At 74.1% G+C, this 22,187-nt stretch carries 13 protein-coding genes; 10 read left to right on the plus strand and 3 right to left on the minus strand.

The genetic code is table 11. The annotated features are described in order from the left end of the window. Position 1: 1 nt before the first annotated feature. The gene (trpA, locus tag KBX63_RS15070; protein ID WP_210911699.1) at positions 2-805 is read left to right on the plus strand and encodes a tryptophan synthase subunit alpha; all 804 of its coding nucleotides are present in this window, start codon (positions 2-4) and stop codon (positions 803-805) included. A gap of 684 nt (positions 806-1,489) precedes the next feature. Here the strand turns inward: trpA and KBX63_RS15075 are convergent. Then, positions 1,490-2,137 carry an NUDIX hydrolase gene (locus KBX63_RS15075; protein WP_210911700.1) on the minus strand — a complete coding sequence of 216 codons (648 nt, stop codon included), beginning with the start codon at positions 2,135-2,137 and terminating at the stop codon, positions 1,490-1,492. A gap of 101 nt (positions 2,138-2,238) precedes the next feature. On the opposite strand from KBX63_RS15075, the gene lgt reads away from it, so the two are divergent. Together lgt and KBX63_RS15085 are read left to right on the plus strand one after the other, a co-directional pair. Beyond that, complete coding sequence (lgt, locus tag KBX63_RS15080) at positions 2,239-3,426, plus strand: prolipoprotein diacylglyceryl transferase (RefSeq protein ID WP_210911701.1); 1,188 nt, start codon at positions 2,239-2,241, stop codon at positions 3,424-3,426. Positions 3,427-3,441: 15 nt separating this feature from the next. Beyond that, entirely contained in the window at positions 3,442-4,629 is a 1,188-nt protein-coding gene (locus KBX63_RS15085; RefSeq protein ID WP_210911703.1) for an NAD(P)/FAD-dependent oxidoreductase, read from the plus strand. A gap of 43 nt (positions 4,630-4,672) precedes the next feature. Here the strand turns inward: KBX63_RS15085 and KBX63_RS15090 are convergent, their stop codons facing one another. Further along, a complete protein-coding gene (locus KBX63_RS15090) occupies positions 4,673-5,509 on the minus strand; it encodes a GNAT family N-acetyltransferase (RefSeq protein WP_210911905.1) in 837 nt (278 codons plus the stop codon). Between the two features lie 153 nt (positions 5,510-5,662). Between KBX63_RS15090 and gltB the strand changes: the two genes are divergently transcribed. From gltB to KBX63_RS15110, 4 genes are all read left to right on the plus strand, one after another. Beyond that, positions 5,663-10,345, plus strand: coding sequence for a glutamate synthase large subunit (gene gltB, locus KBX63_RS15095; protein WP_210911705.1), 4,683 nt, complete (start codon positions 5,663-5,665; stop codon positions 10,343-10,345). Beyond that, positions 10,338-11,840 (plus strand): glutamate synthase subunit beta, encoded by a 1,503-nt coding sequence (locus tag KBX63_RS15100; RefSeq protein WP_210911707.1) that lies wholly within the window; start codon positions 10,338-10,340, stop codon positions 11,838-11,840. The genes gltB and KBX63_RS15100 overlap by 8 nt, the downstream gene beginning before the upstream one ends. A 190-nt stretch (positions 11,841-12,030) precedes the next feature. After that, entirely contained in the window at positions 12,031-13,470 is a 1,440-nt protein-coding gene (locus KBX63_RS15105; protein WP_210911709.1) for an MFS transporter, read from the plus strand. 69 nt (positions 13,471-13,539) lie between these two features. After that, complete coding sequence (locus KBX63_RS15110) at positions 13,540-14,082, plus strand: hypothetical protein (protein WP_247662369.1); 543 nt, start codon at positions 13,540-13,542, stop codon at positions 14,080-14,082. A 138-nt stretch (positions 14,083-14,220) separates the two neighbouring features. On the opposite strand, the gene KBX63_RS15115 is transcribed toward KBX63_RS15110, so the two are convergent. After that, positions 14,221-15,756 (minus strand): M1 family metallopeptidase, encoded by a 1,536-nt coding sequence (locus KBX63_RS15115; RefSeq protein ID WP_210911711.1) that lies wholly within the window; start codon positions 15,754-15,756, stop codon positions 14,221-14,223. A 201-nt stretch (positions 15,757-15,957) separates the two neighbouring features. Here KBX63_RS15115 and KBX63_RS15120 point away from each other — a divergent pair, with 201 nt between their 5' ends. The 3 genes from KBX63_RS15120 (at position 15,958) to KBX63_RS15130 (ending at position 22,185) form a co-directional block, all read left to right on the plus strand. Further along, positions 15,958-16,755, plus strand: a complete 798-nt coding sequence (locus tag KBX63_RS15120; protein WP_210911713.1) for an SGNH/GDSL hydrolase family protein — start codon at positions 15,958-15,960, stop codon at positions 16,753-16,755. A 117-nt stretch (positions 16,756-16,872) separates the two neighbouring features. Then, positions 16,873-19,569: a hypothetical protein gene (locus KBX63_RS15125; protein WP_307871722.1), complete on the plus strand. Its 2,697-nt coding sequence runs from the start codon at positions 16,873-16,875 to the stop codon at positions 19,567-19,569. Positions 19,570-19,653: 84 nt separating this feature from the next. Then, entirely contained in the window at positions 19,654-22,185 is a 2,532-nt protein-coding gene (locus KBX63_RS15130; RefSeq protein ID WP_210911721.1) for an FtsK/SpoIIIE domain-containing protein, read from the plus strand. Positions 22,186-22,187: the final 2 nt, after the last annotated feature.

A 22,187-nucleotide genomic window follows, 5' to 3' on the forward strand; every position in this document is an offset into this window, starting at 1 on the left:
GATGAGCCGGATCGGTGTGGCCTTCGACAAGGCGCGAGCCGATGGGCGGGCGCTGCTGGTCGGCTGCATGCCGGCCGGGTTTCCGTCCGTCGAGGGCAGCATCGCGGCGATGACCGCGATGGTCGAGGCCGGCGTCGACGTCATCGAGGTGGAGATCCCGTACTCCGACCCGGTGATGGACGGGCCGGTCATCCAGAAGGCCAGTGACATCGCGCTGGCCGGCGGGGTACGCACCGCGGACACGCTGCGCATCGTCGAGGCGGTCGCGGCAACCGGCGCTCCGGTGGTCACGATGACCTACTGGAACCCGATCGAGCGCTACGGCGTGGACGCGTTCGCCCGCGATCTCGCCGCTGCCGGCGGGACCGGCCTGATCACCCCGGACCTCATCCCCGACGAGGCGGGAGAGTGGCTGGCCGCCTCGGACGCACACGGGTTGGACCGCACCTTCCTGGTCTCGCCGTCGTCCACCGACGCTCGGCTGGCGATGACCGTGGGGCACTGCCGGGGCTTTGTCTACGCCACCGCTGTGATGGGCGTGACCGGGGCCCGGGCGCGTACCTCCGACGCCGCCCCGACGCTCGTCTCCCGGGTTCGCCCGGTCACCGACCTGCCGGTCGGTGTCGGTCTGGGCGTGGGCACCGGCGCGCAGGCCGGCACCGTCGCCGGGTACGCCGACGGGGTCATCGTCGGCAGCGCGCTGGTCCGCTGCCTGCTCGACGCGCCCTCCGAGGCCGACGGGTTGACCGCCCTTCGCACCCTGAGCGCCGAACTCGCCGAGGGCGTCCGCACGCCCACCCGCTGACTGCTGGCACGATCGGCTGCTGATCTCTGGCCGGGTCGCACACCCCCTGGCCGGGCAGCCGCCACGGCCACTGCGCCCCCGTGGCTGCCCGGGTCTGGCCGGATCGCCTGGTCCGACGGTCCGGCGGTCGCCCGGTCCGGCGGTCCGGCGGTCGCCCGGTCCACCTGTCCACCGCTCCACCGGCGGGCGGCCGGTTATCGCGCTGCGCGTGTGGTTCGGCGATTCGGCGTGGAGCTGCGCCGGGCGTCCTTCTACTTTGAGCGTTATACCTGTGAGTCATATTTATGACTCACAGGTATAACGCTCAATCGAGTGATGCCTGCCCGGCGGCCGATGCCCGCCGGCGGACCTGCCGGACCGGTGATGCCCGCCGGCCGATCCGCCCCGCCGATGATGCTCGCCGGGCCGGTAATGCTCGCCGGGCGGTTTACTCCCGCGAGGCTGCGTCATTTGGCCCCCGGCCCACCCGGCCGGCCTGCTGGTCCCGGATCCGCCGCCCGCCGGTTGCGAAGCCCGCCGGTTCCAGGGGGTCGCCTGCCAGACGGCTGCCCACCGGTTCCGGGGGCCGCCACCCGCCGTTGCAGGGCGTGCCGGTTCCAATGCCCGCCGGTTCCAGGGGCTGCCGCCCGCCGGTTGCGAGGCCCGCCGGTTCCAGAGGGCGCCCCCCAGGCGGTTCCGGCGCGGTCAGGGCCGGAGTGACGGGTCCGTCGTCGCTTCGCCACGTTGCTCCGGTGGCTGCCCCACACCCGGCCGCCCGTCGTGGCCGGGCTCTGACTGGCCACCGCGGCCGGGCGCCGGCTGCCCGTCGTGGCCAGTTTCCCGCTGGCCGTCCCCGTCGGCGTGACCAGCTACCGGCCATGCTGGGAGGTCGACGGTGCCCGGCGCCCACCGGGCGTCGCGCAGCACGCCGGAGCGGCCGGCGGCCGCGTCGGTGACGGCGGCCCGGGTGAGTGGGGTGACCGCCTCAGGCAGCGCGGCAGGGGCGTGCCAGGACAGTCGGCAACCCGGCGGCGGGTCGGCGACCGGTCGGACCTCGGCCGCGCGGGCCCGGAACACGTGCACCAGGACGTCCGGCAGCGGCCCGGCGCGACCGGCCGGCGTGCTCGCCGAGGGGCTGGTCAGGTGGTAGACGCCCACCAGGTCGACCAGCTCGATCTCCCAGCCGGTCTCCGCGCGAATGTCCCGCAGGGCCGCCCGAACCGGGCTCTCCGCCGGGCGCAGCCGCCCACCGGGCAGCGCGTACCGGCGTTCGCCCCGGCCCTGCCGGCAGAGCAGCACCCGGCCCGCGTCGTCAGTGACGACCGCGGCGACCGCCCAGGTGAGCGCGCTCATGGACAAAGAGCGTACGGCGGTGCAAACCAGAAGTCACCGGGAAGCGCGCGCAGCGGCCCGGGGTGCCGCTTCGGGGGTGCACAGCGGTAGCGTGTGCACCCGTGACCCTCGCCTCGCTGTCCCCCCAGGCGGCCCTGCCCAGTCCCAGCACCGCGGTCTGGCAGCTCGGGCCGGTGCCGATCCGGGCGTACGCACTGTGCATCATCCTCGGCATCGTGCTGGCCTGCTGGGTGACCGAGCGTCGCCTGCGCCAGGGCGGCGTTGCGCCCGGCGCGGTGCTCGACATCGCCGTCTGGGCGGTGCCCACCGGCATCATCGGCGCCCGGATCTACCACGTGATCACCTCCCCCGAGAAGTACTTCGGCGCCGGCGGTGACCCGATGAAGGCGTTCGCCATCTGGGAGGGCGGTCTCGGCATCTGGGGGGCGGTCGCCGGTGGCGCCATCGGTGCCTGGATCGCGGCCCGGCAACTCGGCATCCCATTCAGCGTGGTGGCCGACGCGCTGGCCCCCGGGCTGCCACTCGCCCAGGCGGTCGGCCGTGTGGGCAACTGGTTCAACAACGAGCTGTTCGGCGCGCAGACCACCCTGCCGTGGGGCCTGGAGATCCACCGGATGGACCCGGACAACCCGGGGCACGCGCTGCGCGACGACGCCGGCCAACCGATCCTCGAACCGGGCCTGTACCAGCCGACCTTCCTCTACGAGGCGCTGTGGAACCTCGGCGTGGTCGCTCTGGTGCTCGTCCTCGACCGGCGGCTGAAGCTGGGCCGGGGCCGGGCGTTCGCGCTGTACGTGATGGGTTACACCGCGGGCCGGTTCTGGATCGAGCTGATGCGCACCGACGAGGCGAACCAGATCCTCGGTGTCCGGCTCAACGTGTGGACCGCCGCCCTGGTCTTCCTCGGCGCGTTGATCTACTTCGTGCGGGTCCGCGGTCCCCGGGAGTACCTGATCCCGCTCGGCGCGGCGGCGACGCCGACCCCGCCCACCACGTCCGACCTGTCCCAGGTCGACCTCTCCGAGCGGGAGACCCCTGCGCGCGCCTCGGCGCCGGAGGGTTACCGGGTGGTCAGCGAGGAGCAGTACCAGGCCTGGCAGGACAGCGGTGTGGTGCCGCCCGAGCCAGCCACCGAGGACGACGATCGGCCCGTCGGCGCTGAACCCCTCGACGGGGCGGTGCCCGGTGATGAGTCGTCGGCCGACGACCAGGCGGGGGACGGTACGCCGGAACCCCGCGACGACCGGGCCGACGCCGCAGGCGCGCGCCCCGCCGACCGGGACAGCTGAGCGGGGGCGGCACCGATGCGAAGCGCGGTGGTGGTCGGCGCCGGGGTCGGTGGCCTCGCGGTCTCCGGCGCGCTGGCCCGCTCCGGCTGGCAGGTCACCCTGCTGGAACGCGCCGAGCGGGTCCGCCCCGAGCCGACCGCCGTGGTGCTCTGGCCCAACGGTGTCCGCGCGTTGCAGGCCCTCGGCCTCGGCGCCGGCCTGGCCGCGATCGCCACGCCGTTGCCCGACGGCGGGGTCCGCCGCCCGGACGGGCACTGGCTCGTGCAGCCCCGGCCCATCCCGGCTGACCGGATGCCGGTGGTGGTGCACCGCGAAGACCTGCACGACGCCTTGATCGCCGGGCTCGGCGACCGGGTCGAGCTCCGCACCGGGGTGACCGTGCGCCACGTCCGGGTCGAGGCGGGCGCGCGCCCGGCGGTCGGCGACGGACGGACCATCATCGAGGCCGACCTGGTGATCGCCGCCGACGGCACGGACAGCGGCATCCGCCGCCAACTCGCCCCCGAATCCGGGGTGGTCAGCTCCGGCTGCGCCGCCTGGCGGGCGGTCATTCCCTGGTACCGGGCGCCCCGGCTGCCCACCGGCCAGCCGCTCGCCGGTGAGGTTCTCGGCGCGGGCTACCGGTTCGTGGCCGCCTCGCTGGGCGAGCGCGGCTCCTCGGGCGGCTCCACCCGGGGCGGCATCTACTGGGTGGCGACCGCCGCCGGCGCGCCCCGCCCGGAGCCGCCGGAGACCCAGCTCGCCCTGCTGCGCCGCTGGTACGCCGGCTGGCCTGAGCCGATCGGCGCGCTGCTCGACGCCACCGACCCGACGGACCTGGTCCAGCAGGAGGTCCGCGAGCTGCGCCCGCTGCCCCGTGCGTACGGATTCCCGGTCGGGCCGGGCGGGGTGGTGCTGCTCGGCGACGCGGCGCACGCCATGCCGCCGCATCTCGGCCAGGGCGCCTGCCTCGCCTTCGAGGACGCCGCCACGCTCGCCTCCCTGCTGCGCGAGGCACGACTGCCCGACGCCGTGCAGGCGTACGACCGGGTGCGCCGTCCCCGGGCGGCGACCGTGGTGCGGCAGACCCGGCGGATGTCGGCGGTGCTCCAGACCCGGGGCCGGCTGGCGCTGCGCGCCCGGGACGCCGCACTCGGCACGATCAACTCGCGGCTGCTCTCCAGCGCCGCCGCCTCCGCCGCCCAGTGGCGTCCACCCGCCTGATCCGCAGGGGCGGGTCGACCTCGGGCGGTGGCCGGGGGAGCCGTCAGGGGATGAGCGCGGCGGGCTCGGCGATGCAGGCGGTGCCGATGCGACGGAAGCCGACCCGCAGGTAGACCCGGGCGATCTCGTCGCTGCCCGCGGAGAGGAAGACCAGGTCGGTGCCCGCGGCGAGCAGCTCCTTGGCGATGGTGGCGGTCAGCGCGGCGCCCAGCCCGCGCCGCCGGGCGGCCGGCAGCGTGGCCACCCCGGCGATCTCGGCGACGTCGTCCACCCGCATCGCCATGCCGCTGGCCAGCGCGCCCTCGGCCGGCGTACCGGCCAGCGCGGAGATCCGCCGGCCGTCGGCGACCCTGGTCCGTTCCTCGTCCAGCGCGGCCAACTCCAGCTCGGTGACCACGGCGTCCCGCTCGGCCGGGCCAGCGTCGCCGCGCGCGGTGCCGGCGGCGGCGAACGACACCGCCGCCACCGCCCGCCGGGCGGCCACGTCGGCGGCGAAGCCCGGCGAGTCCGCCGCCAGCACCCGCACCGGTACGTCGGACAGCGTCGCCGGGTCGGGCAGGGCGGCCGGGTCGAGCACCATCAGCGGCGCCTCCAGCACGTTCAGCCCCGCCGAGCGGGCCACCGCCAGCAGCTCCGGGGTCGTCTCGTGCACCCACTCGAAGGCCTCCGGCAGGCCCAGCGCCCGCTGCCGTTCGCGGGCCGAGGTGATGTCGGCCAGCGACGGCGGCTCGGTCGCGTCGAGCCGGGGCCGGGCGTAGAACGGCCAGCCGGCACCATCGCGGACGAACAACACCAGCCCGCCATGCTCCTCCGCACCGGCAACGTCGCGGGGCACCGCGTCGTAGAAGCGTTCCAACCGGTCGAAGATGTCCTTGTGCAGCGGATCCACCGCGCGAGACTACACGTCCCAGAGTCTGGACGGTGTGATCAATCTTGAGTGGCCTTGCGCGCCCCGCCCTAACGTAGACTCAATAGACCCACGGGCCGACGTCGTCCCCACCATGCTCCAACCTGAGTGACGACAGGAGGCCCGGTGGCCTTTCCGTACCCGCACAGCCCGCAGGCGTCCCCGACGCCTGGCCCCCGCCCGTCCGCCCAGGGCCTGTACGACCCGGCGCTGGAGCACGACGCCTGCGGAGTGGCCTTCGTGGCGGACCTGCACGGCCGGCGTTCGCACGCGGTGGTCGCCAACGGGCTCGGCGCGCTCTGTCGGCTGGACCATCGGGGTGCCCGGGGCGCGGAGCCGAACACCGGCGACGGCGCGGGCATCATGATCCAGGTCCCGGACGCGTTCCTGCGCGCGGTGGCCGACGTCGCGCTGCCACCGTCCGGCGAGTACGCCACCGGCCTGGTCTTCCTCCCCGACAACGACGCCGCAGAGGCTCGCGCCCGCCGGGTGGTCGAGAAGTACGCGCTCGTCGAGGGGGCCGACCTGCTCGGCTGGCGGGACGTGCCGATCGACCCGACCGGGCTGGGCGAGACCGCGCTGGCGGCGATGCCCCGGGTCCGGCAGCTCTTCCTGGCCGCGCGCCGGCTCACCGACTCGCCCGCCGGGCCGGCCGGTTCCGCGCTGCGCGGCATCGAACTGGACCGGGTGGCGTTCTGCCTGCGCAAGCAGGCCGAGCGGGAGACCGCCGAGCGGGGCGTGCCGGCGTATTTCCCGTCGCTGTCCAGCCGGACCATGGTCTACAAGGGGATGTTCACCCCCGACCAGTTGCCGGCGTTCTACCCGGACCTGCGCGACGAGCGGGTGGACAGCGCGATCGCGCTGGTGCACTCCCGGTTCTCCACCAACACGTTCCCGTCCTGGCCGCTGGCGCACCCGTACCGGTTCATCGCGCACAACGGCGAGATCAACACGATCCGTGGCAACCGCAACTGGATGCAGGCCCGTGAGGCGCTGCTGCGTTCGCCGAACCTGCCGGGCAACATCCGGCGGGTCTTCCCGGTCTGCACCCCCGGCGCCTCCGACTCGGCGAACTTCGACGAGGTCCTGGAGCTGCTGCACCTGGCCGGGCGGAGCCTGCCGCACGCGGTGCTCATGATGATCCCCGAGGCGTGGGAGAACGACCCCGGCATGCAGCCGGACAAGCGCGCCTTCTACCGCTTCCACGCCAGCCTCATGGAGCCGTGGGACGGGCCGGCGTCGGTGGCCTTCACCGACGGCGAGATCGTCGGCGCGGTGCTGGACCGCAACGGGCTGCGCCCGGGGCGCTGGTGGCGTACGGACGACGGGCTGGTGGTGCTCGGCTCCGAGGCGGGCGTGCTCGACCTCGACCCGGCCCGGGTGGTCGCCAAGGGGCGGCTCCAGCCCGGGAAGATGTTCCTGGTCGACACCGTCGCCGGCCGGATCGTGCACGACGAGGAGATCAAGTCTGAGCTGGCCGCCGCGCAGCCGTACGGCGAGTGGCTGCACGCCGGGCTGATCGAGCTGGACGACCTGCCCGCGCGCGAGCACACGGTGTACACGCACGACTCGGTCCGCCGCCGCCAGCAGACCTTCGGGTACACGCAGGAGGAGCTGAAGATCCTGCTCGCGCCGATGGCCCGCACCGGCGCCGAGCCGCTCGGCTCGATGGGCACGGACACCCCGATCTCACCGCTGTCCACCCGGCCGCGGCTGCTCTACGACTACTTCCACCAGCTCTTCGCCCAGGTCACCAACCCTCCGCTGGACGCCATCCGGGAGGAGTTGGTGACCAGCCTGGCGTCGACGATCGGGCCGGAGGGCAACCTGCTCGACCCGGGCGCGGCGAGCTGCCGGCAGATCGTGCTGCCGCACCCGGTGATCGACAACGACGAGCTGGCGAAGATCCTCTCCATTGACGAGGACGGCGACCTGCCCGGCTTCAAGGCGGTCCGGGTCTCCGGGCTGTACCGCGTCCGGGAGGGCGCCGCCGGGATCAAGGCGCGGCTGACCGAGATCTGCCGGCACGTCTCCGAGGCGATCGAGGACGGCGTGCGCATCCTGGTGCTCTCCGACCGGGACTCCAACGCCGACCTGGCGCCGATCCCGTCGCTGCTGCTCACCGCCGCCGTGCACCAGCATCTGGTGCGCGAGCAGACCCGCACCCAGGCGGCGCTGATCGTGGAGTCCGGCGACTGCCGGGAGGTGCACCACGCGGCGGTGCTGATCGGGTACGGCGCTGCGGCGGTCAACCCGTACCTGGCCTTCGAGTCGGTGGAGGACCTGATCTCCACCGGCGCGCTGGCCGGCGTGGAACCGGCCGCCGCGGTGCGCAACTACGCCAAGGCGCTCGGCAAGGGCGTTCTGAAGATCATGTCGAAGATGGGCATCTCGACGGTCTCCTCGTACTGCGGTGCGCAGGTCTTCGAGGCGGTCGGCCTGGACACCCGGCTGGTCCAGCGCTACTTCCGGGGCACCCCCAGCCGGATCGGCGGGGTGGGGCTGGCCGGCGTCCACGCCGAGGTGGCCGCCCGGCACGCGCTGGCCTGGCCGCCGGCGGGTACCCCGGCCTCGGACCGGCTGGAGGTCGGCGGCGAGTACCAGTGGCGGCGCGAGGGTGAGCTGCACCTGTTCAACCCGGAGACGGTCTTCCTGCTCCAGCACGCCACCCGCAGCCGGCAGTACGACATCTTCCGGCAGTACACCGCCAAGGTCGACGAACTCGCCGCGCGGGCCGGTTCGCTGCGCGGGCTGTTCACCCTGCGCACCGGCGTCCGTCCGGCGGTGCCGATCGAGGAGGTCGAGCCGGCCACCGAGATCGTCAAGCGGTTCGCCACGGGCGCCATGTCGTACGGGTCGATCTCCGCCGAGGCGCACGAGACGCTCGCCATCGCGATGAACCGGCTGGGCGGCAAGTCCAACACCGGCGAGGGCGGCGAGGACGTCGAGCGGCTGCACGACCCGGCCCGCCGCTCCGCGGTGAAGCAGATCGCGAGCGGCCGGTTCGGCGTCACGAGTGAATACCTGGTCAACGCCGACGACCTCCAGATCAAGATGGCCCAGGGCGCCAAGCCCGGCGAGGGCGGGCAGTTGCCCGGCAACAAGGTCTGGCCGTGGATCGCCCGGACGCGGCACGCCACCCCGGGTGTCGGTCTGATCTCCCCACCGCCGCATCACGACATCTACTCCATCGAGGACCTCGCCCAGCTGGTGCACGACCTGAAGTGCGTCAACCCGGCCGCCCGGGTGCACGTCAAGCTGGTCAGCGAGGTCGGCGTCGGCACCGTCGCCGCGGGGGTGGCCAAGCTCAAGGCGGACGTCATCCTGATCTCCGGCCACGACGGAGGCACCGGGGCATCCCCGATGAACTCGCTCAAGCACGCCGGCACCCCCTGGGAGCTGGGTTTGGCCGAGGCGCAGCAGACGCTGCTGCTCAACAAGCTGCGCGACCGGGTCACCGTGCAGGTCGACGGCCAGCTCAAGACCGGCCGGGACGTGCTGGTCGCGGCGCTGCTCGGCGCGGAGGAGTTCGGCTTCGCCACCGCGCCGCTGATCGTCGCCGGCTGCGTGATGATGCGGGTCTGCCACCTGGACACCTGCCCGGTCGGCATCGCCACCCAGAACCCGGTGCTGCGGGAACGGTTCACCGGCACCCCGGAGTTCGTGGAGAACTTCTTCCTGTTCCTCGCCGAGGAGGTCCGCGGCTACCTGGCCGAGCTGGGCTTCCGCTCGATCGAAGAGGCGATCGGCCAGTCCGAGCTGCTCGACGTGGCCCCGGCGGTGACGCACTGGAAGGCGCACGGGCTCGACCTGGCTCCCGTCCTGCACCTGCCGGAACTGCCGGCTGGCGCTGCCCGACGTGGGGTACGCGCCCAGGACCACGGCCTGGAGCACGCGCTGGACAACGAGCTGATCGCGCTCGCGCGCCCGGCGCTGACCGACGGCGCGCCGGTGCGGGTCGAGGTGGCGGTGCGCAACGAGCACCGCAGTATCGGCGCCATGCTCGGCGGCGAGGTGACCCGCCGCTTCGGCGGCGCCGGCCTGCCCGACGACACCGTCGAGTTCGTGCTGCACGGCACCGCCGGGCAGTCGTTCGGCGCGTTCCTGCCGCGCGGGGTGACCCTGCGGCTGCACGGCGACGCCAACGACTACGTGGGCAAGGGTCTCTCCGGCGGGCGGATCATCGTCCGTCCGGACGCCGCCGCGCCGTTCCTCGACGCCGACGCCGAACCGGGCGCGCGCGCCGAGGACCAGATCATCGCGGGCAACACCATCCTGTACGGGGCGACCGCGGGTGAGGTGTTCCTGCGCGGCCGGGTGGGGGAGCGCTTCGCGGTGCGCAACTCCGGCGCGGTCGCCGTGGTCGAGGGCGTCGGCGACCACGGCTGCGAGTACATGACCGGTGGGACGGTGGTGGTGCTCGGCGTGACCGGCCGCAACTTCGCCGCCGGGATGTCCGGCGGCACGGCGTTCGTGCACCACCTGGACCGGGCCCGGGTCAACGCGGAGCTGGTCGACCTGGCGCCGCTGGGCGAGCAGGAGCAGGCGCTGTTGCACGAGCTGGTCCAGCGGCACGTGGCCGAGACCGGGTCGGCGGTCGCCGAGGAGCTGCTCAAGCGCTGGCCGGAGGCGGTGGCGGAGTTCACCGCGGTGGTGCCCCGCGACTACCGACGGGTGCTGGAGATCATGAGGGCCGCCGAAGCCGCCGGCCGCGACGTCGACGACGCGGTGATGAGCGCGCTCAGCGCGCCGGCCGCGCCGGTGCCGCCCGCCCCGCGGGTGGCAGCCCAGGAGGTGGCTCGTGCCTGACCCGAACGGTTTCCTGCGTTACGACCGGCGACTGCCGGCCCGCCGCCCGGTGCCGGTGCGGATCAGCGACTGGCGTGAGGTGTACCCGCCGGCCGGCGAGGCGCTGGTCCGCGAGCAGGCCACCCGCTGCATGGACTGCGGCATCCCGTTCTGTCACGACGGCTGCCCGCTGGGCAACCGGATCCCGGACTGGAACGACCTGGTCCGCACGGGCAGCTGGGACGCGGCCGTGGAGTCGCTGCACGCCACCAACAACTTCCCGGAGTTCACCGGCCGGCTCTGCCCGGCGCCCTGTGAGGCGGCCTGCGTACTGAGCATCGCCGGCGGTCAGCCGGTGACCATCAAGCAGGTCGAGGTGGAGATCGCCGACGCCGCGGCGGCGCGCGGGTTCGCGCCTCGCCCGGTGCCGGCGCCGTCCGGCCGGTCGGTCGCCGTGGTCGGTTCCGGACCGGCCGGCCTGGCCGCCGCCCAGCAGTTGGTCCGCGCCGGTCACGCGGTGACGGTGTACGAGCGCGACGACGCGATCGGCGGCCTGCTCCGGTACGGCATCCCCGACTTCAAGCTGGAGAAGCGGCACATCGACGCCCGGCTGGCCCAGCTCGCCGCCGAGGGGGTGCGCTTCCGCACCGGGGTGAACGTCGGGGCCGACGTCACCGCCGAGCAGTTGCGCGCCGAGCACGATGCGGTGTTGCTGGCCTGCGGCGCGTTGCAGGGCCGGGACACCCCGGAGACCCCGGGCCGGGCGTTGCGTGGCGTACACCAGGCGATGGCACATCTGGTGGCCGCGAACCGCGTGGTCGCCGCCGGCGAGGCCCGGCCGTCCGTCGCGGTGCTTCCGGACGGCACCCCGATCGACGCGGCCGGCAGGCACGTCGTGATCATCGGCGGTGGTGACACCGCGGCCGACTGTCTCGGCGTCGCGCACCGGCAGGGCGCGGCCGGCGTGCACCAGCTCGACCTGTACCCGCAGCCGCCGCAGGAGCGCGACGAGGCGCGGGACCCGTGGCCGACCTGGCCGTGGGTCCTGCGCAGCTACCCGGCGCACGAGGAGGGCGGCGAGCGGGTCTTCGCGGTGGCGGTGCAGGAGTTCGTGGACGACGGCACCGGTCAGGTGCGGGCGGTGCGGATCGCCGAGGTGACCGTGGAGAAGCGCGACGGCCGACGAGTGGTCACCGCGGTGCCCGGCTCGGAGCGGGAGCTGCCGGCGGACCTGGTGCTGCTGGCGATCGGCTTCGAGGGCACCGAGCAGCAGCCGCTGCTGGCCCAGTTCGGGGTCACCCGTAACCCCCGGGGCGCCGTCGACGCGCGGGACGACTGGCAGACCGGCGCCGACGGGGTGTTCGTCGCCGGCGACATGCACCGGGGCGCCTCGCTGATCGTCTGGGCCATCGCCGAGGGGCGTGCGGCCGCCGCCGCCATCCACGGCTACCTCGGCGGTCCCGGCGCGCTGCCGGCCCCGGTCGCCCCGGCCGCACAGCCGCTCGCCGCGCGCTGACCAGGGCGTAACCGACGGACCGGAATATCTGGCCGGCGCGGGGGTTTACCGCGTCGGCCGGTCGGGCTGGGCCGGTGAGGCCGGTCACGAGTATGGGCAGATCGGTTTAATTGCCGCAAGACTTGTCCGCTGCCGGGCCGCGCCGCGATCGGGCGTGATCTTCATGCTCGATTGCACGGGAGGGTTCGTCGTGGCCAAAGGTGCCACCTTCGCTGCGCTGCGCCATCGGAACTACCGGATCTGGGCGCTCGCCGGGTTCGTCTCCGTCATCGGGACCTGGATGCAGGTTCTCGGAGTCAACTGGTACGTGCTGAAGGAGACCGGCTCGGCGACATCCATGGGTTTCGCCGTGCTGCTCCAGGCCGCGCCCACGCTGCTGCTCAGCCTCTGGGGCGGTGTGCTGGCCGACCGGCTCCCCGCCCGCCCTCTGCTGATCGCCGCACAGGTGGCCCACGCGGCACTCGCCGCGGGGCTTGCGGCGGTCGCCCTGACCGGTGTCGGCGGCCTGCCGCTGATCTTCACGATCTCCCTGCTCACCGGCGCCGTCTCGGCGATCGAGGGCCCGGTGATGGGTCGTTGGTCCTCCACCCTGGTGGACCGGGAGACGCTCGGCAACGCGCTGGCGCTCGGCTCGCTCACCAACTCCGCCGGTCGCATCCTCGGAATGAGCCTCGGTGCCGTCGTGGTGGCCGCCGTCGGCCCCGCGCTGCTCTTCGGCATCAACGCGGCGAGCTTCCTCGCCGTGGTGGTGGCGCTCTTCGGCGTACGCCAGGGGGCCCTGCACGGCCACCAGGCGGCGCCGCCGGACGGCGGCCGGAGCCGCGGCGGTGTTCGCGCCGGGTTCGCCTACCTGCGCGGGCAGCCGGTGCTGTTGCTCGCCCTCGCCCTGGCGTTCGTGCTGGGCAGCCTGGGACGCAACTACCAGGTGACGATGGCGGCGATGAGCGAGGGGCCCCTCAACGCCGGGGCGTCCGGCTACGGCCTGCTGTCGACCGTGTTCGCGGTCGGGACGGTGCTGGGTGCGCTCGTCGCCGCCCGCCGGCGTGACCTGGGCTACCGGACCCTGGTCACCGCGGGCCTGCTGGCCAGCATGCTGCAGATCGTCGCCGGTCTCGCGCCGGGCACCTGGAGTTTCGCGGCGGTGATCCTGCCGATCGCCGCCGCCGCGGTGGTCATCGACACCACCGTCGGTACCCGCGCCCAACTCGACACCGACGGCGCGATGCGGGGTCGGGTACTCGCCGCGCTGGCGGTCACCGGCTCGGTCTCCGCGATGGTCGGCGCGCCGCTGCTCGGCTGGCTCTCCGAGCACGCCGGGCCCCGGCAGACGCTCGTCCTGGCCGGATCCGTCGCGGCGATCGCCACCGTCGCGGCGGCCGTCGCCCTGGACCAGCAGCGCGGTCGCGGGCTGCGCCGAGGGCTCATCCCAACGCTGGTCGGCCCGCCGCTGAGGTGGCCGGTACGGCGGGTGCCACGGACGGCGGCCGCCATCGCCCCGCCCGCAGGGGCGCTCGACGGCGGCCAGTTGACGCTGCGGCCGGTGCTGATGCCGGCGCGCGACAGCCCACAGGCCACCGGGCTGGCCCCGGCCGATCTGACCGGTCCGGCCCTCGCGCCCACCTGCCGCTGAGACAGCCGTCACCCCGGGGAACCAGCCTGCGGGGCCGGACCGTTTGAAGATCATCGCTACGCTCCGAGGATGGACATCGAGGAGCGGCTACGGCGGACCCGCCGGTGGCTGTGGGTCGTACTGATCGGGCTCTTCCTGAGCGGGGTGACCGCGTTCCCGCTGGAGATCGAGGTGCGCTGGCTGCTGCGTGCACTGGACCCGCTCGCCGGCCAACTGCCGGCGCTGGTCGAGTGGATCGAGCGGGTCCACACCGGGCTCGTGACGGCCGGTGAGGACTACCCGTTCCTGCTCTACGGCACCGACTGGCTGGCCTTCGCCCACCTGGTGCTGGCGGTGGCGTTCTGGGGCCCGCTGCGTGACCCGGTGCGCAACGTCTGGGTGGTGCAGGTCGGCATGATCGCCTGCGCGGGGATCGTCCCGCTGGCGCTGATCTGCGGTCCGATCCGGGACATCCCCTGGTTCTGGACGCTGGTCGACCTCTCCTTCGCGGTCGGCGCGTTCCCGCCGCTCTGGTTCGCCTACCGGCACATCCGCGCCGTCGAGGTGAGCACCGCCGAAACGGTGGGCGTGCGGCCGGTGCCGGTGGACGGGTCGTCGGCCCAGGCGTCCTGAGCCGCTGCGGAGCCGCTGCCCCGTTTCTCAGGCAGCTCGACAGGCGCCGTGCGGGCTGGTCGAGGCTGTTGCGCCAGGGTGCCCGGCCGGCCGGGAGGCTCGCCGCCCGGGCGGCGGGCCGCCCGGCCGACGCCGGGCTCAGTGCGCCAGCAGCCGGTGGGCCTCCTGGATCTTGGCCCAGGACTTCGGCTCGACCGGCGGGGCGGCGGCCTTGCGCGCGGCGGTGGCCACGTCGGGCCGGCCGGCGGTGAACAGCCAGGTGGTGAAGAGCTCGTCCAGGTCGAGCCCGGAGATCCGTTCGGCCAGGGCCTGGAACTGCGCGACGGTGCCGTTGCCGTACCGGTGTTCGGCCGTCCAGGCCGGCAGGATCTCGAAGAACGCGTCGTCGCCGACGGCCAGCCGCAGCTGGTGCAGCGTCATCGCGCCCCGGTCGTAGACGGCGCCGTCGAAGACCCGGTCGGCGCCCGGGTCACCGGGCAGCACCTGCCAGAACTCGGAGTCGGCCGGGTAGCTGGCGTAGGTGAAGTCGAAGACCTCCTGCGCGGTGCCCTCACGCTGCTCCTCCGACCAGAGCCACTCGGCGTACGAGGCGAAGCCCTCGTTGAGCCAGATGTGGCGCCAGTCGGCCACCGACACCGAGTCGCCGAACCACTGGTGGGCGTTCTCGTGTGTCACCACGTACGTGTTGGCGCCGCGCCGCCAGAAGCCCGGGCCGTACACCGGTCGGGTCTGCGTCTCCAGCGCGAAGCCGATGCCGTCCACCGGCCCGGCCACGCCGCCCTGCGCCTCGAACGGGTACGGGCCGAAGATCCCGCTCGCCCAGTCGACGATCTCGGCGGTCCGCTCGATGCTGGCGCGCGCGGCCGGCCCGAGCGCGCCCAGCGAGGTGCTGTACGCGTTCACCACCGGCTGGCCGCCCGGCGTGGTGTCGGTGACGATGTCGTACTGGCCGATGGCCATGAAGGCCAGGTAGGTGGCGGTGGGGGAGGTGGTCCGCCAGGCCCACCGGGTGCGGTCGCCGGGCTCGGCCAGCGGCGGCCGTGGCTGAACGCCGTTGCTGATCACCTCGACGCCGGTGGGCACCGACACGGAGACGTCGAAGGTCGCCTTGTCCAGCGGGTGGTCGTTGCTCGGGAACCACCACCACGCGGACTCCGGCTCGTTGACGGCGAGGGCCCCGTCGTCGGTGCGCGTCCAGCCGGTGTAGCCGCCGACCAGCGTCTCCGACGGGATGCCGGCGTAGCGCACCACGATGGTGAGCTGCTGGCCCCGGGTCACCGTGCGGGCCGGGGTGACCACCAGCTCGTGCGCGCCCGCGGTGCTGCTGCTCGCCGCCCAGCCGTTGACCCGCACCGACTCGACGTCGAGCAGGAAGTCCAGGTTGAACCGGGAGAGATCCTCGGTCGCGGTGGCGAGGATCGTGGTGGTACCGGTGAGCCGGTCGGTGGCCGGGTCGTAGCGCAGCCGGACGTCGTAGTGCGAGACGTCGTAGCCGCCGTTGCCGTAGTCGGGGAAGTAGCTGTCGCCCAGCCCGGGCGCGCCGGGTTGCGGCGCGAGCGTGACGGTTGGCCGGCCCCAGCCCGTCGGGGCGGCCTGGCCGGGGCCGCCGGTGAGCATGGTGCCGGCGGTGGTGAGGGTCAGGGCGGCGGTGGCCGCCGTGAGGACTCGTCGCACGAGGTGGACTCCCTCCATCGGGGTGTTCGCCCCGCCAACCTAATCGACAAGTGTGAACGCCGCCGGCCCGGCGCGCGGGTCGGCTGCCTATTCCATCGATCTAAGTATTTCGATATCATTACCGCCGGGTAACAACCGTTCCATCCCTGGCCACGCGCGCGGTCGCAGGATCCCACCACCCCTGTCCTGTGGAGGTCCGTCATGCCCCACCGCCCGCTGGCCCGCGCCCTGGCCGCGCTGGTCGCCGCGTTCACCGCCGCCCTCGGCGCCGTGCTCGTCCCCGGCACCGCGCATGCCACCGCCGTCAACTACGTCGCGCTCGGCGACTCGTACTCCTCCGGCGTCGGCGCCGGCCCGTACGACTGGTCCACCTGCCTGCGCAGCCAGAAGTCGTACGCACCGCTCTGGGCCGCCGCCCACGGAGTCACCAGCTTCAGCTTCCCGGCCTGTGGTGGCGCGGTCACCGCCGACGTGCTCAACGACCAGGTCAACGCCCTCAGCGGCGCCACCACTCTGGTCACCATCACCATCGGCGGCAACGACGCCGGGTTCGCCGACGTGATCACCAGTTGCCGGTTCGGCAGCACGTCGTCCTGCACCAACGCGGTCAACAGCGCCAAGGCCTTCGCCACCTCGACGCTGCCCGGCCGGCTCGACGCCACCTACTCCGCCATCCGCGACCGGGCGCCGAACGCGCGGCTGATCGTGCTGGGCTACCCGAGGCTGTTCGAGACCACCCCCTGCGGGTGGCTGGCGATGAGCACCTACAAGCGCACCATCCTCAACGAGGCCGCCGACGTGCTCGCCTCGGTCATCTCCGCCCGGGCCAACGCCGCCGGCGCCACCTTCGCCGACACCCGGCCCTACTTCGCCGGGCACGGCGTCTGCGCGGGCGACCCGTGGATCCACGACGTCAGCGGCGTCATCGAGGCGTACCACCCGGATTCCGACGGCTACCGCTACGGCTACCTGCCGGCGCTGAACGCGGTCACCGGCTGACAGCTGAAACCCGTACCGCCCGGCCGGCGGTCGAGCGTCCCCTGTGGGCGACGGCCGCCGGTCGGTACGGTGCTCTTGCGCCCGATGGCCACACTGGGTGGAATCGAAGCTGACGCGGTGCGACGGTCGGGGGTGTCCATGCGGGAGTTGGCCGGCCAGAAGCAGTCGACCGTACATCGGGACCGACTGCCGGCCGGCGGGCTGGAGTTCTTCGCGCTGCTCGCACGGCTGCTGCGGCGACCCCGCCGCGGTGATCGCAGGCTGCCGCTGCTCTGGCTGGTCCGCTCCGACACTCCGGACCTGATGGTGCCGCTGCGCCGTTTCCTCGGCCAGGGCCCCCGGCGGCGGGTGCCGCATGCCGTGCTGGACGCCGACGCTCCGCCGGGCGCGGGGGACGTGCCGGCGCTGCTGCGCGAACTGCACCGGCAGCTCTCCCTGGAGGCCTTCGGCGCCGCCCGGCTGCGCTTCCGGCACTACCCGCTCGCCGACTGGCTGATGCACCAGAGCCTCACCTTCGGCATCGACGCCGAGGACAGCCGGGCAGCCCTGGTCCGCCGACTGCGAGACCGCCGGGGCCCGCGTACGCCCGAGGGGCTGCCCTCTGGCGGTGACGCGGTCAGCATCGTCTCGCAGGTGCTGCTCTGGCTGGTCCGCCGCGCCGTGCCCGGGGCGGTGTTCCGGGCCGCCGTCTCCGGCCGGGTGCCGATGCTCGGGCGGCACTACAACTGGTTCATGCGCCAGCAGTACCTCGCGCCCCGGCAGTCGGTCACCTTCCTCGGTTTCGCCGAGCGCCTCACCGCCGGGTGGCGCGACGGCGAGCAACCCGACCAGGTCAACAAGCTGCTGCTGCACGCGTTCCTGGAGGACCTGCGGCAGGCGTACCGACGTCGGCCGTGGCGCCTCTCGGACTGGCGGCGCACCGCGTACCCGGCGCTGCTGCTCGATCACGTCGCCCCCGGCAACGTCGGCGGGGAACTGGTCCGCCTGATCGGCGACGTCCGCACCGAGACCGGCCGCAACGACCCGCTGCTCATCGTCGCGTCGGGCGGGCAACCCCCGCCCGATTTGCCCGAACCGCACCCGTTGACCGAGGCCGACGAGGCGTACGACGAGTGGGCCGAGGCGCTGCCGGAGATGCGGCGGTTGCGCCGCTCGGCCGCCTGGCTCGTGGCGCTGCGTCCCGACGACACCGACACCGGCCCGCCATCACGCGGAGGCATGCGGCCGTTCTCCGCGCCCGACCCGCCCTGGTGGTCGCGGCGCTTCCTGCCGACGGCGCTCTGCCTGGTGCTGCTGGCCGCAGGTGGCGCGTGGGTGGGCAGCCGCTGGGGACCGGGCTGCCATCCCTCGCTCACGGGCGGCCGGGTGTCGGTCGAGGTGGTCGCCAGTGGCGAGTGCGTCGGCTACAGCGACAGCGCGGCGCAGGTGTTCAACAACGACGCCGGTCAGGACGGGCTGCGGACCATCCAGCAGCGCATCTTCGCGCAGAACCGTGCCGCCGAGGAGGTCTGGCAGCGCAGCGACCGGCGTCGACCCTTCCTCACCCTGGTCTACCTGGGCACCCTGACCGGCAACCGGACCCGCGCCGACGAGGAGTCGTACGTCTCCGAGCGGGAGGAGCTGGAGGGGATGGCCACCGCCCAGTACGCGTTGTTGAAGGAGTCGGCTGGCGCCGACGGCGCCGCGCTGCTGCGGATCGTGGTGGCCAACGGCGGCCGGCAGATGCTCTACGCCGACCGGGCCGTGGCGATGCTGGCCGAGCTGGCCCGGGACGACCCAACGGTGCTCGGGGTGGTCGGCCTGGTGGAGAGCCGGACCAGCACCGCCCGAGCGTTGCGCGAGCTGAACCAGGTCGGGCTGCCGGTGCTGGCGCCCACGCTCTCCGCCGACCGAATGGACGTCAACTCCCGGCTGTACCTGCAGATCTCCGCGCCGAACGCCGATCAGGTGGAGATGCTCGACGCGTACGCCCAGCAGGTGCTGAAGGTCGACGAGGCGCACGTCTACTACACGACGTTGGAGGGCAGCTCGCTGACCGAGGACCTCTACGTGGGCACCCTCGTCGACGGGCTGCGGCGGCGGTTCGGTGCCCGGATCACCCGCCTCGACGAGTGGCGTACCGGGCAGCGGCTGATCGACGAGTGCGGCTACCCCGGTCTGCTCTTCTACGCGGGTCGGTGGACGGAGTTCGACGGCTTCCTGCGGGCGCTGCGCGAGTGCGGCGGCGATCCGCCCCGGCACCTCGTCGCCGACGACTCGGTCAACCGCTACATGGCCAACCCCGGCTTGCGCGCCGCCGCGCCTGGCAACCTGCCGGTCACGTACGTCTCCAAGGCCGCCCTGGCCACCTGCGAAGCGCTGCGGGCCGCCCAGGACCGGCGCGACGACGCCCGGGCCAGCTTCCTGTCCTGGATCCAGGCCGACGACCTGCTCGACCCGCCGCGCTGCCGGCCGGACACCGGGCATCAGGTCGGCGAGCGGGTCAGCCTCGCCTACGACGCGGCGATGATGATGGTCCGGGCGGTGGAGAGTCTCGCCGCCCGACTGCACCACGCCGATCCGCGCCAACGCTGGGAGCCGACCTCGGTCAACCCGGTCGGCGTGCACGTGGAGGTGCTCCGGCAGAACGCCGGCCAGGGCTACCCGGGGGTGGCCGGGCTGATCCGGTTCACCCCCGACTCGGGTGAGCCGGTCGACAAGCGGTTGGCCCTGATGCGGGTGGAGCAGGTGCCCGACGTGGCGACGGCGCCGGCGGAGGTGTTCCGCTGCGGGGTGGCCGACGCGCCCGGCCCGGTGGCCTGCGGCCCGGCGTGACACGTCCTCGCAGGACTGTCCGGGTGCCACCGGTGTCCGTTAGGGTTCCTGGGACCAGGCGGCCGTTGGCGTTGGGGGCAGAGGTTGGGCAGGCTCGCGTCGGCGTACGGGCAGGCGGTCAGCTCCCACCGGGCGGCCCGGGCGCACCTGGACGCCGCCCGGGGCGCGCTGGGCACGGCACCGGTCCCCACCGCATTGGTCGGTGCGGCTGAGCTGGTGGCCCGACTGGCCCGCGTCGGCGGCGCGCTGGCCACGCCCACGCCCGGCGCCACCCCGCTCACCGACGCGCCGGCCGCGGTCCGGATCGGCGAGGCGTCCACTCCCGACGGCGGTTTCCCGGTGCTGCTGCCGCTCGGCGGCGGTCACCACCTGGCGCTGGACACCGACGCCCGGGACCCTCGGGTCGCCGGGTTGCTGCGGGCTCTGGTGCTGCGGCTGGTCGCCACCTCCCCGGCCGGTCAGGTCCGGGTCGCCGGCATCGACACCGCCGCGCTGGGCGCCACCTTCGGCCCGCTGCGCCCGCTGCTCGACGCCGGGGTGCTCGACCCGCCGGCCACCGGGGAGGCCGAGGCGGCGGCGCTGCTGGACGCCGCCGAACAGCACGCCCGCGCCGCGCAGCACGCCGACCCCGACGCCCGGCACCTGCTGGTGGTGGTCGCCACCGCCGCCCCGCCGCCGCGCGAGCTGGCCCGGCTCGCCGCGCTCACCCACGCCGGCCCGGCCGCCGCCGTCTGCGTGCTGCTCGCCGGCCACCCGTCCCGGCTGCCGGGCGAGACCTCGCCGCCGCTGGGGGGCACCACCGCGGTCCGGCTCAGCGAGCGGCACGCGCAGGTCGGCGACCCGCCCAGCGCCCCGTTCAGCGCCGACGGCGGCGGTCTCGCCGCGCCGGTGCTGCTCGACGGCGACCCCCCGCCGGCCTCGGTTCGGGCGCTCGCCGAGCATCTGGGCGCCGCCGCCCGCCGCACCGACGCGCTGCACTTCGCCGAGCTGCTGCCCGAAAGGCGCTGGTCCGAGTCCGCCGGCAACGGACTGCGGACGGTGATCGGTCGGGCCGGCCGCGCCCCGCTGACCGTCGCCTTCGATGACGCCACCCCCCACTGGCTGGTCGGCGGGCGCACCGGCGCCGGCAAGACCGTCTTCCTGCTCGACGTCCTCTACGGGCTGGCCGCCCGCTACTCCCCGGCCGAGCTTCAGCTCTACCTGCTCGACTTCAAGGAGGGCGTGAGCTTCACCGAGTTCGTGCCCACCGGGCGTGACCCGTCCTGGCTGCCGCACGCCCGCGCCGTCGGCATCGAATCCGACCGGGAGTACGGGCTCGCCGTGCTGCGCGAGCTGCGCCGCGAGGCACAGCGCCGGGCCACCGCGCTCAAGCGGCACGGCGTCACCAAGCTCGCCGACCTGCCCCGGGACAATCCACTGCCGCGCATCGTTGCGGTCGTCGACGAGTTCCACGTGCTGCTGGCCGGCAACGACGCGCTGGCCCGGGAGTCCGTCGACCTGCTGGAGGAGTTGGCGCGCAAGGGGCGCTCCTACGGCGTACACCTGGTGCTGGCCAGCCAGAGCATGACCGGCATCGAGGCGCTCTACGGGCGGGCCGAGGCGATCTTCGGGCAGTTCGCGCTGCGGGTGGCGCTGCCCGGTGGTGGCGGGGTGCTCGACCCGCTCAACGATTCCGCCGCGGCCCTGCCGATCGGCTCCGCCGTGGTCAACACCGCCGCCGGCGCGGTCGGCGCCGACACGGTGCTGCGTTTCCCCGACGCGCACGCCGCCGCCGCCGACCTCGCCGCGCTGCGCCACGAGCTGTGGCAGGCCCGCCCGCCGGGCGCACGGGCGCCGGCGGTCTTCAAGGGGTACGAGTCGGCGCGGATCGAGGACGACCCCACCTTCGTCGGGTTACACCCCGGTGGCCGGCGCCCGATGGCCCTGGTCGGCCGGACGGTCGACGTGCACGGCACCACCGCGCTGTTCCTGATGGACGCCACTCCCGGCCGGCACCTCGCCGTGGTGGGCACCGCGCCGGCCGGCGCGGACGTGCTGCGCGCCGCGACACTGAGCCTGGCTCGCCAGCACGCCGCCGGCGATGCCCGGTTCCTGCTGGCCTCGCTGATCACCGCCGCCGATCCGGTCGCTGACGAGACCGAAACGGCGCTGCGAGCCGCCGGCCACCCGGTGCACCGCGTCGACGCGGCCGGGCTGCGCGACCGGGTCGCCGCCCTGGCGGCCGAGCCCACCGGGCGCGAATACCTGGTGGTGTTCGGGATGGACGCCGCCGCACCGGTGCTCGGTGCGGCCGACCCGGCCACCTTCCGCTCCGGCCTGGACGACCTGCGCACCCTGCTGCGGCAGGGCCCCGCTCAGGGGGTGCACCTGCTCGGCTGGTGGCGCGGCCTGCGCCGGCTCGCCGACGACCTCGGCGGCACGCAGAACCGCGACGACGTCGCCTGCCTGGTCTCGCTCAATGTGCCCGGGGCCGAGCTGGCCCTGCACCTCGGGGTGCACGACCTCGCCTACACGCCCCGCGCCGACCGGGCGCTGCTGGTCGACCGGCACGACCACCGCACGAGGCTGATCGTGCCGTTCGCCCGCGACGGGCACGAGCCGGACGGGGAGCAGTGACG

Origin of the sequence: Micromonospora sp. U21 (assembly GCF_018070045.1) — a bacterium.
Classification (GTDB): domain Bacteria; phylum Actinomycetota; class Actinomycetes; order Mycobacteriales; family Micromonosporaceae; genus Micromonospora.